This is a genomic window from Alcaligenes faecalis (assembly GCF_009497775.1).
Taxonomy (GTDB): Bacteria; Pseudomonadota; Gammaproteobacteria; order Burkholderiales; family Burkholderiaceae_B; genus Alcaligenes; species Alcaligenes faecalis_D.
Map to the genome: position 1 here is coordinate 1647200 of NZ_CP031012.1, position 15379 is coordinate 1662578.

The 15379-nt window shown below is 57.4% G+C and carries 10 protein-coding genes; all 10 read left to right on the forward strand.

Annotated features, from left to right (window positions below):
- Nucleotide 1: 1 nt before the first annotated feature.
- The 10 genes from DUD43_RS07720 to DUD43_RS07765 all read left to right on the forward strand — a co-directional run bounded on the left by DUD43_RS07720 (nucleotide 2) and on the right by DUD43_RS07765 (nucleotide 14588).
- A complete protein-coding gene (locus DUD43_RS07720; RefSeq protein ID WP_228125934.1) occupies nucleotides 2-1291 on the forward strand; it encodes a paraquat-inducible protein A in 1290 nt (429 codons plus the stop codon).
- A 10-nt stretch (nucleotides 1292-1301) separates the two neighbouring features.
- Nucleotides 1302-2954, forward strand: a complete 1653-nt coding sequence (locus DUD43_RS07725; RefSeq protein ID WP_153229819.1) for an intermembrane transport protein PqiB — start codon at nucleotides 1302-1304, stop codon at nucleotides 2952-2954.
- The gene (locus tag DUD43_RS07730; RefSeq protein ID WP_153229820.1) at nucleotides 2951-3562 is read left to right on the forward strand and encodes a PqiC family protein; all 612 of its coding nucleotides are present in this window, start codon (nucleotides 2951-2953) and stop codon (nucleotides 3560-3562) included. Before DUD43_RS07725 ends, DUD43_RS07730 begins: the two co-directional genes overlap by 4 nt.
- A gap of 111 nt (nucleotides 3563-3673) precedes the next feature.
- Complete coding sequence (putA, locus tag DUD43_RS07735) at nucleotides 3674-7447, forward strand: trifunctional transcriptional regulator/proline dehydrogenase/L-glutamate gamma-semialdehyde dehydrogenase (RefSeq protein ID WP_153229821.1); 3774 nt, start codon at nucleotides 3674-3676, stop codon at nucleotides 7445-7447.
- Between the two features lie 129 nt (nucleotides 7448-7576).
- Nucleotides 7577-8734 (forward strand): branched-chain amino acid ABC transporter substrate-binding protein, encoded by a 1158-nt coding sequence (locus DUD43_RS07740; protein WP_153229822.1) that lies wholly within the window; start codon nucleotides 7577-7579, stop codon nucleotides 8732-8734.
- Between the two features lie 128 nt (nucleotides 8735-8862).
- Nucleotides 8863-9795 carry a branched-chain amino acid ABC transporter permease gene (locus DUD43_RS07745; protein WP_094196387.1) on the forward strand — a complete coding sequence of 311 codons (933 nt, stop codon included), beginning with the start codon at nucleotides 8863-8865 and terminating at the stop codon, nucleotides 9793-9795.
- Nucleotides 9792-10898 carry an ABC transporter permease subunit gene (locus DUD43_RS07750; protein WP_021446748.1) on the forward strand — a complete coding sequence of 369 codons (1107 nt, stop codon included), beginning with the start codon at nucleotides 9792-9794 and terminating at the stop codon, nucleotides 10896-10898. Before DUD43_RS07745 ends, DUD43_RS07750 begins: the two co-directional genes overlap by 4 nt.
- Nucleotides 10895-11731, forward strand: a complete 837-nt coding sequence (locus DUD43_RS07755; protein WP_194273462.1) for an ABC transporter ATP-binding protein — start codon at nucleotides 10895-10897, stop codon at nucleotides 11729-11731. The genes DUD43_RS07750 and DUD43_RS07755 overlap by 4 nt, the downstream gene beginning before the upstream one ends.
- Nucleotides 11728-12465, forward strand: a complete 738-nt coding sequence (locus DUD43_RS07760) for an ABC transporter ATP-binding protein (RefSeq protein ID WP_153229824.1) — start codon at nucleotides 11728-11730, stop codon at nucleotides 12463-12465. The genes DUD43_RS07755 and DUD43_RS07760 overlap by 4 nt, the downstream gene beginning before the upstream one ends.
- A 419-nt stretch (nucleotides 12466-12884) precedes the next feature.
- On the forward strand, nucleotides 12885-14588 hold the full coding sequence (locus DUD43_RS07765; RefSeq protein ID WP_153229825.1) for an AAA family ATPase: 1704 nt from the start codon (nucleotides 12885-12887) through the stop codon (nucleotides 14586-14588).
- Nucleotides 14589-15379: the final 791 nt, after the last annotated feature.

A 15379-nucleotide genomic window follows, 5' to 3' on the forward strand; every position in this document is an offset into this window, starting at 1 on the left:
CGTGAGGGCATCGCGCCCCTTAATCGTCTGTACGCATTGTGACACCGTACACGAGCGAGTCCCCGTTCAAGGAGCGGGGCTCGCTCGTTGTGTACGTTGCGATACCGAACTTTACCGCCACAGCCGCTTTTCGCCCCGCGAATGGCAAGCGCTGGTTCTGGCGGTTTTCATTCTTTTTCTGATCGCCAACCTGTTTCCCGTCGTCCATCTGAGCATGGCGGGTAAAACGGTTTCTCCCACCTTTCCCAAAGCCTTGTTGCTGATCTGGCAGCAGGGGTATTGGGGCCTGTCCGTGATGGCGGGCCTGGTGGGTTTCTGGCTGCCGCTGTTTCAACTGATCTTCCAGTTCTGGGCCTTGGGTCTGATTGCCCGAGAAAAGCCCTTGCCTGGCGATTTCGGCATTGGCCTGCGTGCCCTGAGTCATCTGGAGCATTGGTCCATGACGGCCGTGCTGTTCCTGGGCCTGATTGTGGCTATCGTGAAGTTTGCCGGCATCGGACATTTGACGATGGCTCCGGGCCTGTACGCCTTTTTCGCACTGACGTTCCTGCTGACCGGCCTGAGCCGCATTACCGCAGGGCGTTTGTGGCGATGGGCGGAGGATCGCGATCTGGTGCCCGTTTCTACCAAACAAGTTCTGAAAGAGCATCCCGCCTGGAGTGCCTGCACCCACTGCGGCTTCGTGCAGTCCAGCCAGAATCAGGATTGTGATCGTTGTGGCGCAACCGTCCATAAACGTAAACCCAATAGCCGTACGCGGGTCGCCGCACTGGTGCTGACCGCTTGTGTCTTTTATATTCCTGCCAATGTCCTGCCTGTCATGGAGTTGCGCAGCATCGTCGGTAGCAGTGCCCACACGATTCTGGGCGGGGTAATTCAGCTCTGGCAGCTGGGCTCCTGGGATCTGGCTTTGATCGTGTTTATCGCCAGTATTGTCGTTCCCATCACCAAGCTCCTGGCTTTGGTGATCTTGCTGGTGGGGCGTCGCTGGCGGGGCAACGGCGTACAGCGTCAACGCAATCGCATTTACGATATGGTCGAGCTGATCGGGCAATGGTCCATGCTGGACGTATTCGTTGTGGTCCTGATGGCTGCGCTGGCCAACTTCCCCGGGCTGTCGCAGATCATTCCTGGGGCAGGGGCCTTGAGCTTTGGCATGGTGGTGGTCTTGACCATGCTGGCCGCGCTTAGTTACGACCCTCGCCAGGGCTGGGACCAGGACACTCACGAAGAACAAACAATAGAACCGCAAACTACGCCGTCTCCGCCTGCATCACAGGCGACTTCCTGAAGGAAACAAGGTGCACGATCCCACAACTAATCAGCCTGACGGTCAGACCGAGCCGGCGCAGCCTAGACTGATTCCCGCCAAGCGATCCCGATTCTCCTGGATCTGGATTCTGCCTATCGCCGCTGCCTTGGTGGGGGCGTCTCTGGTGCTGCGGAACTGGATGTTGACCGGGCCACGCATCACGATCAGCTTTGATTCCGCCGAGGGTTTGGCCGTAGACCAAACCAAGCTGCGTTATCGCGAAGTGGATGTGGGCACGATTTCCGACATTCAGGTCACCCCGGACCGCAAAGGGGTCTTGGTAACGGCACAGCTGGAGCGCGATGGCTCCGAGTTCATCACACAAAAAGACACGCGCTTTTGGGTAGTACGGCCGCGTTTGGGTCTAAGTGGCGTCTCCGGGCTGGGCACCTTGTTGTCGGGTGTCTATATCGGTGTGGACGCGCCTTTTGAAGTGAGCAAGAAAGGCGAGCAACTGGATTTTGTAGGCCTGGAAAGCCCGCCCGAAGTGACCAGTGGCCGTGCCGGTAAACGCTACGTGCTGACTGCGCCCGAATTGGGCTCGCTGGATCTGGGCTCACCCTTGTACTACAAGGGCATACAGGTTGGGCAGGTCAGCAGCTATGAGCTGAACGAAGAGGGTGATGGGGTGCGCGTGCAGGTGTTTGTGGACGCTCCTAACGACAAGTTCGTGACACAAGGTTCGCGCTTCTGGAACGTCAGCGGCGTCAATATGTCTCTGGATTCCTCTGGCTTCAATGTGCGTACGCACTCCTTGGTGTCTGCCTTGGCAGGGGGGCTGGCCTTTGATCAGATGGAAGGCGAGCCTACGGATGTTGCTGAGGCCGATGCGCAGTATGAACTGTTCACCACAAAAGAGCGCGCCATGGCTGAGCCGGATGGCCCAGCGGTTGAATTGCGCTTCCATTTCCATCAATCCGTGCGTGGCCTGGTGCCTGGCTCCAAGGTGGAGTTCCGGGGTCTGGAACTGGGTCAGGTTTACGACGTGGATCTGGAGTTCGACTTTGAGCGCAAACGCTTCTTTGCTTTGGTGAAGGCGCGTATCTACCCGCAACGCTTTGGTCGCTTGTACGAGCGGGTTGTGGAAACCCGACCCGATGAAAAAGACCCGATGAGTGCCTTGTTCAAACCTATGGTTGAGCGTGGTCTGCGTGGTCAGTTGCGTCCTGCCAGCCTGATTACTGGTCAGCAATACATTGCCCTGGAGTTCTTCGACAAGGCGCCTGAAGCCGAGTTCGATGAGACTGTCAAACCTTTGGTGGTGCCCGTGATTGCCGGTGATTTTGACCGCTTGCAAGAGCAGGTCAGCGATATCGTCACCAAGATTGCCGCTATCCCGTTCGATCAGATTGGCAAGAATCTGCAAAGCGGGCTGACGGAGCTGGGTCAGGTGCTCAAGCAGCTGGACAAGACCACGGTGCCGCAACTTAATGGTGCTCTCAAGTCCATGGATGCGGCTGTCCAGAAACTGGGCGCCATGCTGGATTCGGATTCTTCTTTCAATACCTCTGTGGATCAAACTCTGAGTGAACTGAAACGCTCACTGCGATCCCTGCGTGATTTAAGCGATACCTTGCAAAGCCAGCCCTCGGCGGTCTTGCGAGGTCGTTCCCCTGACGTGCTGCCGGAGCCTGCGCCATGATGTCTCGTTTTCTGATTCCCGTGGCGTTCGCCGGTTTGCTGACGGCGTGCGCTTCGACCACGCCTACGTACTACACCTTGCAAGCCTCCAATGTGTCGCCGGCGGCAGTCCCAGCCGCACAAGTCTGGAAGGGATTTCAGTTGCGACGCATGGACGTGCCTGCGCAGCTGGATCGTCGTTCCTTTGTGTTGACGCAGACTGCGGACGGGCAGGTTAACCTGCTCAACGATAGTCAGTGGGCGTCTCCTTTACCCGATGAAATGTCCCTGGCTTTGGTGTCCGGTTTGCAGAATCGTCTGGGCGTCCCCCAACTGGCTAGTGCTGCTCCGAAAACACCGCTCTGGCAGATTGATGTGCTGGTGCAGCGCTTTGAGTCTGTCTATGGCGAGCGCGCCACTCTGGAACTGAGTTGGACCTTGACGCCTGTTGGCTTTGAGGGGAAAACCCAGCAATGCCGCTGGCTGGACTCCGAGCCAGCCTCCTCGGTGCCAGAGCTGGTGCAGGCGCATCGTCAATTGCAGCAACGCTGGGCGGATGCGCTGGCTGCGCAAATTCAGGGTAAACCAGTTCCGGTTAACCTCAGCAAGGCCATGCTCTGCGCTAGTTAACCTGAAAAGTTAACTTTCCTCTGTGCGGGTTAACCTGAATACGAATTTAGGTTAACCGTCAGTATTATTTCGGCTTATCGCAGTCAACAAAGCGTAACCGGGATAAGAAGCATGGCGAGCACAACCTTAGGGATTAAAGTCGATATAGAACTGCGCGAGCGTCTGCGGCGTGCGGCTGATCAGTTGCAGTGCACCCCGCATTGGCTGCATAAGCAGGCTTTGCTGTCCTATATCGAAGGCATAGAGCGTGGTGTGCTGCCTAGCGAATTGGCCTTGCTGAGCGGGGGCGATTCCGAAGCCGCCGAGGAAGGCGTGCTGATGCCTGCCATCCCGTTTTACGGCTTTGCTCAAGATGTGCAACCGCAAAGCGTGTTGCGTGCAGCCATTACCGCTGCTTACCGCCGTCCAGAAACCGACTGTCTGCCCTTGCTGCTGAGCGCGGCGCGTTCTTCGCAAAGTGCGCGTGCTCAGGAGCTCGCTGCTCGTCTGGTCAAAGCTCTGCGCGCCAAGCGCCGTGGCGGTGGTGTAGAAGGTCTGATCCAGGAATTCTCCTTGTCCAGCCAGGAAGGCGTGGCCCTGATGTGTCTGGCCGAAGCCTTGCTGCGTATCCCAGACCGCGCGACACGCGATGCCTTGATTCGCGACAAGATCAGCCACGGCGACTGGCGTGCACACATGGGCGAGTCTCCCTCGCTGTTTGTGAATGCCGCCACCTGGGGCCTGATGCTGACAGGTCGTTTGGTCAGCGTGAATAGCGAAAAGAATTTGTCCTCCGCCTTGACCCGCATGATCGGCAAGGGCGGTGAACCCCTGATCCGCAAAGGCGTGGACGTCGCCATGCGCATGATGGGCGAGCAGTTCGTGACCGGGCAAACCATTGCCTCGGCACTGGCCAATAGCCGCAAGTTTGAAGAGCAGGGCTTCCGTTATTCCTACGACATGCTGGGTGAGGCTGCGACGACAGCGGAAGACGCTCAGCGTTACTACCAGGCTTATGAGCAGGCCATTCACGCGATTGGTCGTGCTAGCCAGGGCCGCGGAATTTACGAAGGTCCCGGCATTTCCATCAAGCTGTCCGCATTGCACCCGCGCTACAGCCGCTCCCAGCGCGATCGCGTCATGCGTGAGTTGTTCCCGCGCTTGTTGTCCTTGGCGCAACTGGCTCACCACTACGATGTGGGCCTGAACATTGATGCCGAAGAAGCGGACCGTCTGGAAGTGTCCTTGGACTTGCTGGACAAGCTGTGTTTTGACCCGTCTTTGGCAGGTTGGAACGGCATTGGTTTTGTGGTGCAGGCGTATCAAAAGCGCGCACCCTTTGTGATCGATTACCTGATTGATCTGGCTCGCCGCAGCGGACACCGCTTGATGCTGCGTCTGGTGAAAGGCGCGTACTGGGATTCGGAAATCAAACGTGCCCAGGTGGATGGTCTGGAAGATTACCCCGTCTACACCCGCAAGGTACACACAGACGTGTCTTACCTGGCTTGCGCTCGCAAGCTCTTGCAGGCACCTGAAGCCGTATACCCGCAGTTTGCAACACATAATGCGCAAACCCTGGCCGCCATTTACGTGATGGCCGGTCAGAATTACTACACCGGCCAATATGAATTCCAGTGCCTGCACGGCATGGGCGAGGACCTGTACGACGAAGTTGTCGGCCCGATCAAAGACGGCAAGCTGAATCGTCCTTGTCGTATCTACGCACCCGTCGGTTCCCACGAAACTTTGCTGGCTTACCTGGTGCGTCGTCTGCTGGAAAACGGTGCGAACACCTCCTTCGTGAATCAGATTGGTGATGCCGATGTGAACATGGAGCAGTTGATTGCCGACCCCGTGGCCCAGGCCTTGAGTCTGCAACCCTTGGGTCGCCCACACGACAAGATTCCTCTGCCGCGCCAGTTGTACTGGGATGCCGAGCAGCGCATGAACTCGGCTGGCCTGGATTTAAGCAACGAGCATCGCCTGGGTTCCTTGGCCGCTACCTTGATGCAAACCGCTGCTTTGCCACGTCAGGCCCAGCCTATCCTGGGTCAGGGCAATCCGGTCTGGGATGAGTCCAAGGCAACGATTGTGCGTAATCCGGCCAATCATCAGGATGTAGTGGGGCAGGTCATGTATGCCACCGCGCAGGATGTAGAGCAGGCTCTGGAAGCAGCCAGCCACTATGCGCCGATCTGGCAGGCCACGCCGGTAGAAGAGCGCGCCGCCGCCTTGCAGCAGGCTGCTCAACTGCTGGAAGACAATATGCAGGATTTGATGGGTCTGCTGGTGCGTGAGGCCGGCAAGTCCTATGCGAATGCGATTGCAGAAGTGCGTGAAGCCGTGGACTTCCTGCGCTATTACGCCGGGCAAGTTCTGCGCGACTTTGATAATGATGAGTACCGTCCTGTGGGTGTGGTGCTGTGCATCAGCCCCTGGAACTTCCCCTTGGCTATTTTCCTGGGTCAGGTATCGGCCGCTTTGGCAGCGGGTAACGTTGTTCTGGCCAAACCTGCTGAACAAACCTGCCTGATCGCGGCGGCCGCTGTCGAGCTGTTGCACAAGGCCGGGATTGCTCCCGGTGCCTTGCAGCTTCTGCCTGGTGATGGCCCATCCGTGGGTGCACCTTTGGCTGCCAGCGAGAAGGTCAATGCCGTCATGTTTACCGGCTCGACCGCTGTTGCCATGGGCTTGAACCGTCAATTGGCCACGCGTCTGACGGCAGACGGTCAGGCAGTCCCGCTGATTGCAGAAACCGGTGGCCTGAACGCCATGGTGGTCGATAGCTCGGCCTTGCCTGAACAGGTTGTGTTCGATGTCCTGAACTCGGCTTTTGATTCGGCCGGTCAGCGTTGTTCCGCCTTGCGCCTGCTGTGCATTCAGGAAGACGTGGCCGAGCGTGTGCTGAACATGCTTAACGGTGCCATGCAGGAACTGAGCGTGGGCAATCCCGATCTGCTCAGTACCGATGTGGGTCCGGTAATTGACGAAGAAGCCCGTGCCGGTATTGAAGAGCACATCAGTGCCATGCGCGAGGCCGGTTTCCGCATCACTCAAAGTGAACAAAGCCGCAGCCTGACAGGGACGTTTGTCTTGCCGACCATTATCGAGATCGAGCAAGTCAAGGATCTGGAGCGCGAAATTTTCGGCCCCGTTCTGCACGTGATGCGCTTCAAGCGCAGCGAGCTGGACAGCCTGATCAATCAGATCAACGAACGCGGTTACGGCCTGACCTTTGGCGTTCACACCCGTCTGGATGAAACCGTGGAACGTGTTGTTTCGCGCATTCACGCCGGTAACGTCTATGTGAACCGCAATATGGTGGGCGCAGTGGTAGGCGTACAGCCTTTCGGTGGTGAAGGTTTGTCGGGTACCGGCCCCAAAGCAGGTGGCCCCCTGTACCTGCGCCGACTGCTTAGCCGTTGCCCGCAAAATCTGCCCTTGCAAGGCTGGCAGGAGCAGGGCGCGGTCTTGCCCGGCCCGACGGGCGAATCCAATATTTATCAGCTGCACCCACGGGGGCGCGTTCTGTGCATGCCCGTCAGCGTGCACGGCTGGCAAGCTCAGCGCGAGGCCTGCGCACGCAGTGGCAACCAGGCCATCTTGCTGGATCGCTTGGGTCTGGGCGGCTGGCAGGATGCGCCTGCCGAGCAAATTGCCATGTCCGATTTGGGTGAGGCAGATTATGATGCTGTTTTGTTTGAAGGCGACAGCGACGAACTCCGGCAAGTGCTGGGCCAAGTGGCTGAACGCCGTGGCCCCATTGTTGGGGTTCAGGGGCTGTTGACACAGGAATTGGAGGGGGGCGCGGCTTACGTGGTCGAGCGTTTGCTGCGCGAAGTCTCGGTCAGTACCAATACAGCGGCAGCTGGGGGCAATGCCAGTCTGATGATGGTTGGTTGATCTCAGCGGGCACCCATTTCTATGCACACGTTTGGTCGCACATTTCACCTGGAGCGGCGGCCCTGCGTCCATTCTCACGGCAAGGGCCGGCTTGTAGTGCGGCTATATTAAAAAACGAAGGAGAACAATATGCAGTCCATCACGACCTTTAAATTGGCCTTGGTTTCGACAGCGGTTTTCGGTGCATTGGCAGCTAGCCCTGCTTTTGCCGCTGACAAGGTGATCAAGCTGGGCTTTTCGGCCCCCTTGACCGGCCCGCAGGCTCACTACGGTGAAGACATGCGCAATGGTCTGGTGCTGGCTCTGGAAGAGGCCAATGCCCAGAAAATTGAAATTGATGGCGCAACCGCCCGTTTTGAACTGGTGGCCAAGGATGACCAGGCTGACCCGCGTACGGCGGTTCAGGTGGCTCAGCAAATTGTGGACGACGGTGTTGATGGCGTATTGGGCCACTTCAACTCGGGCACCACCATTCCTGCTTCGCGTGTGTACAACGACGCGGGTATCCCCCAGATCGCCATGGCAACCTCGCCTGAGTACACCCAGCAAGGTTACGACAACACCTTCCGCATGATGACCAGCGACACCCAGCAAGGTGCGGCTGTGGGTCAGTTCATCGTCAAGGATCTGGCTGCCAAGAAAGTAGCCCTGATCGACGACCGCACCGCTTATGGCCAAGGTCTGACTGACCAGGTTGCCCGTGCGGTAGAAAAAGCAGGTGGTCAGATCGTGGCCCGTGAATACACCACGGACAAAGCCAACGACTTCACCTCCATTCTGACCAACATCAAGTCCAAGGCACCTGATGCTATCTTCTTTGGTGGCCTGGATGCGCAGTCCGGCCCGATGAAACGTCAGATGCAGACGCTGGACATCAAGGCCCCGCTGGTTTCGGGTGAAATGACGCGTAGTGACACCTTCCTGCGTCTGGCTGGTGCAGCCGCTGACGGTACCTACGCCTCCTTGGCTGGTGTTCCTCTGTCCACCATGGCTGCTGGTGAAAAATTTGCCAAGGACTACCAGGCCCGCTTCAAGGCTGAGCCCGGTGTTTACGCTCCATACGCCTACGACGGCGCTTGGAACATGATCACCGCCATGAAGGAAGCCGGTTCCTCCAAGGCTGAAGACTACCTGCCCAAGCTGGCTAGCCTGAAACGCAACGGCGCTACCAGCAGCAATATTGCCTACGACCAGAACGGCGACCTGAAAGAAATTGCCGTCACCATCTACGAAGTTAAAGATGGCAAGTGGACGATGGTGAAAACCATGGTCAGCCAGGCTAACTAAGCACGCTTGATCCTGCAGTTTGAGCCCTTCGGGGCTCATCTTTACCGTGGCCTGTGTTTGGCAGGCCCACGCTCCCTGTTCTATCGCCATGCGCCAGGGCAGGGGGCAATGACCACGAGTCCCAATCTATGGAAATCCTGATACAACAACTAATAAATGGCCTGACCGTGGGCAGTGTCTACGCCCTGGTGGCGCTAGGCTACACCATGGTGTATGGAATTATTGGCCTGATTAATTTTGCGCATGGTGATGTAGTCATGGTTGGGGCGATGCTGGCCACGACAGTGGTGTTATCGCTGGTAGGCGCGGACCCGGCAGGGTTGTCCGCCTGGCTGATGGTGGGGCTGGCCCTGTTGGCCGCTATTCCCGTCTGCATGGGCATAGGCTGGACTGCCGAGCGTTATGCGTATCGTCCCTTGCGTCGGGCTCCTCGTCTGGCCGCACTGATCACCGCTATCGGTGTGTCCTTTATTGTGCAGAACCTGGCCATGATGATCTGGGGGCGCAATTACCTGAGCTTCCCGCACATTATTGAACCCATGGTGTTCCAGCTGGGCGAAGCGCGCATCAGCTTGCTGCAAATTCTGATTATTGTCGGTGCTGCCGCGATCATGTCCGGCCTGATGGTGCTGGTGCACCGCACCCGTCTGGGCACCGCCATGCGCGCCACTGCCCAGAACCGGGAAGTGGCCGGCTTGATGGGGGTGAACATCAATACCGTGATTTCCGCCGCCTTTGTAATCGGCTCGGCCCTGGCCGCCGTCGCAGGCGTAATGATCGTGACCTACTACGGTGTCGCTCAATACACGATGGGCTTCATGCTGGGCCTGAAAGCATTTACCGCCGCTGTTCTGGGTGGCATTGGTAATTTGGGTGGTGCCATGCTGGGTGGCTTGCTGTTGGGCTTGATCGAAGCTCTGGGCGCAGGCTATATCGGTGACCTGACCAATGGGGTCTTTGGCAGTAACTATCAGGATGTGTTCTCTTTTATCGTGCTGATCTTGGTGCTGATTTTCCGTCCCTCGGGCCTGTTGGGTGAACGTGTGGGAGATCGCGCATGAGTCTGAATCAAACCCTAAGTGGCGCTGGCTCCAAACAGCGTCCCGCAACGCCCGCCAAAGTCTGGGTCGGTGCGCTTCTGATTGGTGTGGTGCTGGCCATTCTGCCTTTTGTTCTGGGCATGGCCGGTCAAAGCTGGATTCGCACCCTGAACTTCGCTTTGTTGTATGTGATGCTGGCCCTGGGCCTGAACATCGTGGTGGGTTTTGCCGGTCTGCTGGATCTGGGCTATATCGCTTTCTATGCGGTAGGCGCCTATGTCTGGGCCATGCTGGCATCGCCGCATTTTGGTCTGCACCTGCCGTTCTGGATGGTGCTGCCTGCCGGTATTGCCCTGGCTGCCGTATTCGGTGTGCTGCTGGGTTTTCCGGTCCTGCGCTTGCGAGGCGACTATCTGGCGATTGTGACGCTGGGCTTCGGTGAAATTATCCGCATCTTCATGAACAACCTGGATGCGCCGGTCAACATCACCAATGGCCCGCAAGGGATCAACCGGGTCGATACCTTCAAGATTGGCGACTTCATCTTCGGCAAGGCGGAAACCCTGTTTGGCATACGAATTACGGGACCAGAGAAATACTATTACCTGCTCCTGCTGATCACGCTGTTGATTGTGTTCATCTGCGTACGCCTGCAGCACTCCCGTATTGGCCGTGCCTGGGAAGCCATTCGTGAAGACGAAATTGCAGCCAAGGCCATGGGTATCAATACCCGTAACGTCAAACTACTGGCCTTTGCCATGGGTGCGACCTTTGGTGGCGTGGCAGGGGGCCTGTTTGCTTCCATGCAAGGCTTCGTCAGCCCGGAGAGCTTCAGCCTGACCGAGTCCATTTCCGTGTTGTGCATGGTGGTGCTAGGTGGCATGGGCCATATCCCCGGCGTGATCGTCGGTGCCTTGCTGCTATCCGTATTCCCCGAGCTATTGCGCTCCGTCGTCGTCCCCCTGCAGCAAAGCGTGTTCGGCGACGTGATTCTGGACCCGGATGGCATTCGTATGCTCTTGTTCGGCTTTGCCCTGGTCCTGGTCATGATCTACCGCCCCGAAGGCCTGTGGCCCTCTGCAGTGCGCCGTCGTGAACGCAAAATGAAGCAGGTGCAAGCATGAGTCTGAGCATGAACCAACAAGTAAAAGACGGCGAAGTGCTGTTGCAGGCAGAAGGCTTGTCCAAACGCTTCGGCGGTTTGCAGGCCTTGTCCGAAGTCAGCTTCAGCATTCGCAAGGGCGATATCTACGGTCTGATCGGCCCGAACGGCGCGGGTAAAACCACGCTGTTCAACGTGATGACGGGCTTGTACATTCCCGAGTCGGGCCGCTGCACCTTTGCAGGCCGCAACCTGACTGATTGCAAACCCCATCAAATCGCTGAATCCGGTTTCGCGCGTACCTTCCAGAACATCCGCTTGTTCGGCAGCCTGTCTGCCCTGGAAAACGTCATGATCGGCCGCCACGTCCGCACCCGTGCAGGCGTGTTGGGGGCGGTGCTGCGTAACCGTGCCACCCGTCAGGAAGAAGAGCAGATCGAGGCCCGTGCCTACGAACTGCTCGAGTACGTAGGCATCGCTCAACACGCGAACGAGATTGCCCGGTCCTTGTCCTACGGCGACCAACGCCGCCTGGAAATCGCCCGTGCACTGGCAACCGATCCCATGCTGCTGGCCTTGGACGAACCTGCCGCCGGCATGAACCCGTCCGAGACCGTAGTGCTGCGCCAGCTGATAGAAAAAATCCGTGGTGACGGCATTACCGTCCTGCTGATCGAACACGATATGAAGTTGGTGATGGGCCTGTGCGACCGCGTTCTGGTGCTGGAGTACGGAAAGGTGCTGGCCGAAGGCAAACCGGTCGAAGTCCAACATAACCCACGAGTGATTGAAGCCTATCTGGGCGCAGGTGCGGCTAAAGAGCTGGGCATTACCGTTGAAGAGGAAAAGGCATGAGCACAGAACCGTTGATGCTGGATATTCGGGGTCTGGATGTGGCTTATGGCGGCATCCGGGCGGTACGCGGCCTGGACTTGCGAGTGGGCAAGGGTGAACTGGTTTGCCTGATCGGTGCGAACGGCGCTGGTAAAAGCACGACGCTGAGGGCAATCACAAGCCTGGTGCCTGCCGCTGCGGGACAGATCGAACACCAAGGTGAAAGCATTGTCGGCCTGCCATCGCATCAACTGGTGAGACGTGGCGTGGTCATGGTACCGGAAGGGCGGGGGATTTTTCCGCAGCTGACGATCGAAGAAAACCTGGCCATGGGGGCGTATACCCGCAAGGACCACCATGAAGTACGTCAGGATATTGAGCGTATCTATACCCTGTTCCCGCGTCTGGCCGAGCGTAAGAAACAATCGGCAGGGACCTTGTCGGGCGGGGAGCAGCAGATGGTGGCAATGGGACGGGCGATGATTTCCCGGCCTTCATTGCTGCTGCTGGATGAGCCTTCAATGGGCCTGGCTCCCATCATGGTCGAACGGATTTTTGAGCTGATCCAGACGATTGCTAAGGAAGGCGTGACGATTTTGCTGATTGAGCAGAATGCGCGCTTGGCGCTAGAGCTGGGAGATCGGGGATATGTGATGGAGTCGGGGCGGATTATCCTGGAAGGCCCGGCTGCGCAGTTGCTGCATGATCCGAAGGTGAGGGCGGCGTATCTGGGGGAAGAGGATTTTGCCGTGTAGGTAAGATTTAGGTTTGGAGAAAAAGCCAATCAGCTTTAGGGTGATTGGCTTTTTGCCTCCTGTGCTAGGCCTTATAAGTAGCACAGATTAACGTATAAGTGTCTGCTTTCGATCCTGAGCAGTCATTCAAACCTTTAATGCCAATGTCCGCTGCGCAGCGCATTGCTGTCGTTAGCTAAGCGTCGAGGCGGTCTCGTCCGGGTGTATTAGCAGTCATCGGTGAACGCCGGCTTTCTGCCGCTCCGCTGCACCGATCTAACCTCTCGAGCACGTCGCGAGCATATCCGGCATACTGAGCCTTGCGACAATCACCTTTAGAGTCAGACATCAGCGCTTCCGGGGAGCCTCAAGAATCGCGCCGGCCAATGGACGGACCTCAGTGGTACTAGTGAAATTTTCGCTACACAACTGTGCTGTCGATGTCAACTATTGCCACTACCTTCAACTATCAAATGCCAGACAAACAACCAGTTACTGCACGGTTAATTCGCCACAAGAGACTTGCTGAGGCATTCACCGACGACATCCTTGTCTCGCCTACTCAGACTAAGTGGAACGATTTTGGCTTCTCCATCCGTGCGGACGTGGGGCTCTGCCGGGAAGACGGGGAGCGGGAATGGGTGATGGCGTTTTTGGCGTTCAAGGGCGAAAAGAATCTCGAGCTCTTTGTGAAACGATGCTTGGATGGCCGCGACGGCGATGGGCTCCGGCTGTCGGAGTTTGATACGCCATTTGCGTCGCTGTTGACCGAATCGAAGTCGTATAGCTTGCTGGGGCGGAGTGTTGGTGCTGAAGCTGCGCGTCGCATGCTCTTGGCCATTCACGACATTTCGTTGCTGACTGCTGGGGATGAAGATGTCCCAGGTTGGCCCGGATTCTTTGTCGAAGAACCATTTACACATGCAATGACGCGCGCGAGCGAGGGGCACTTTGCATTTAGGCAAGGTGCGTTCGCGCTTGCAGGCAAAGTGACGGAGGATGTCGATGCCCGTCAGCATCTCGCTGTTTCCTTGACGCGATACGGACCAAAGCTCAGCTTTGACATGGACTTCGGAGGTGGCATTAGCTCTCTGCGGGGGCGGATGGCGGTCATCATCGGGAAGAATGGCTGCGGCAAGACCAACTCGTTGGCGCGATTGGCGGCAGGTCTGTCCACGGACAAGCGTCAGGGCGTGTCGTTTAGAGAGCGGCCGAATGTCAATCAGGTTCTTGCATTTGCCCACTCCAGCGCGGTTCGTCACTTCAAGCAGCGTCGCGACAAGCCGGGTGCAGCAAGCGTCCGGGCCTTTTCACTAGACCCGTCCGCAGCGGTTAGTACTTGCTCTAAAGATCGCCACACAAGGCTGCTTGTCGACATTGCGCGCTCAGTTGACGGTGACTTTGCGCCGCTTGATGACCTTAAGGCAATCGTCGGTGCTGAATTCAATGGGTTAACTCTTTTGATTCCTCTTCGAGCCGACTTAGAAGAGCAGGTACCGGATCAGGTCGACTACAACGGAGCTCCGTATGTTTCTCTCCAGCATTGGATGCGTGGTGGGGAAGGACGGGTTCTTACTGCTGCAGGAGCGGTTGACCATTCGCGCAACCTCGTGTTCCAGGACGAGAAGGGCGGCGTACGAGAACTTAGCCTGGGGCAGGCGGCCTTTCTCAACTTTGCCCTGACCTCTTTGGCAAACGCAGGCCCTGGATCGGCTTTGCTCATTGATGAGCCGGAGAATTTCCTGCACCCGAATCTCATCTCTCGTTTCATGCGGCTGTTACACAGGGTCGTCGAGGGCACAAAGTCGATTGCAATCATTGCGACGCACTCTCCGTTTGTCGTCAGAGAGGTCCAAAGCGCAAACGTCCATGTGATTCGCCAGGGTAGCGGAGGCGAACTGGAAGTCGTACATCCCCGACTTCAGACTCTCGGAGCCAATGTCGCGTCAATAGCCAACGAGGTCTTCGGCGACGACCTCTCAGAGCATCTCTACGAGCTGCTTCTAACGGAGGCAAGCGTCACTGAGATGCCCTTCGAACAGGTGATTGAGCGATTCGCCGGCGAGCTAAGCACCGAAGCATTGATGTACCTCAGAAACAAGAGGCAGCAAGCTCAACCTGGCCAGCGGGGGCAGAGCGAGTGAGAAGCATCCCGCAACCAGCGATTGACGACTTCGCCGCTCTTGATGCCCTCAAGAAGTCGTGGGCTGCTGCTGCGAAAGCGATTCGAGGAAGTCATCTAGACATTCAGAGTCAATTTCTGGCCTACATAGCTGCCGGCGGCGACCCGTGGCGAGTCTTGGCTGCACCTGCTCTCGCTCCACTTCGACCTCACTTTGAAGACTTGTACGACAGTCCTCCGAAGGCCATCTCCTATATCAAGCCGCTGCGCAATCAAGGCCTAACCGGCGCCTGTCCGATGTGTGGGCGCGACAACCTGGGTACGCTGGACCATTACCTCCCGCAGTCGACCCATCCCGAGTTCTGCTTTCTTTCCAAGAACTTGGTCCCGGCCTGCAGTCGTTGCAACACGGCGAGAGGGAATGCAGTCCAAGGCGGCGCGGCGGGACAGCGTGCTCTGCATCCGTATTTCGATGCCTTTGCGTCTAGGCGAGTGATGTCGATACGCCTAGTTCCAGATTGGAGGGCCCCGGAAATTACACCGGTTCCTTTCAACGTAAATCAGCAAGTTGCGGACATTGTTCAGTGGCAAATCGATAATGTTGTGATCCCGAGTGGATTCGTTGACTATGCCGCTCCAATATGGGGAGCTCTGGTTAACGAATCGAAGAAGTTGCTTGGGCACGTCTCTACCGTGGCGGCTGTTAGTGCAAGACTGCAGCAGCTTGAAGACGACGACACAGCACTGAGCAAGTCGGAGAACAGCTGGAGGTCGTGCATCTTTCATGGCATTCGAATGGATGCCGGGGCAGTG

Excerpts from the sequence above, each read along its gene's own strand:
- DUD43_RS07730 (WP_153229820.1), top strand. The coding sequence starts at position 2,951 with ATGATGTCTCGTTTTCTGATTCCCGTGGCGTTCGCCGGTTTGCTGACG.
- putA (WP_153229821.1), top strand. The coding sequence starts at position 3,674 with ATGGCGAGCACAACCTTAGGGATTAAAGTCGATATAGAACTGCGCGAG.
- DUD43_RS07740 (WP_153229822.1), top strand. The coding sequence starts at position 7,577 with ATGCAGTCCATCACGACCTTTAAATTGGCCTTGGTTTCGACAGCGGTT.
- DUD43_RS07745 (WP_094196387.1), top strand. The coding sequence starts at position 8,863 with ATGGAAATCCTGATACAACAACTAATAAATGGCCTGACCGTGGGCAGT.
- DUD43_RS07750 (WP_021446748.1), top strand. The coding sequence starts at position 9,792 with ATGAGTCTGAATCAAACCCTAAGTGGCGCTGGCTCCAAACAGCGTCCC.
- DUD43_RS07755 (WP_194273462.1), top strand. The coding sequence starts at position 10,895 with ATGAGTCTGAGCATGAACCAACAAGTAAAAGACGGCGAAGTGCTGTTG.
- DUD43_RS07760 (WP_153229824.1), top strand. The coding sequence starts at position 11,728 with ATGAGCACAGAACCGTTGATGCTGGATATTCGGGGTCTGGATGTGGCT.
- DUD43_RS07765 (WP_153229825.1), top strand. The coding sequence starts at position 12,885 with ATGTCAACTATTGCCACTACCTTCAACTATCAAATGCCAGACAAACAA.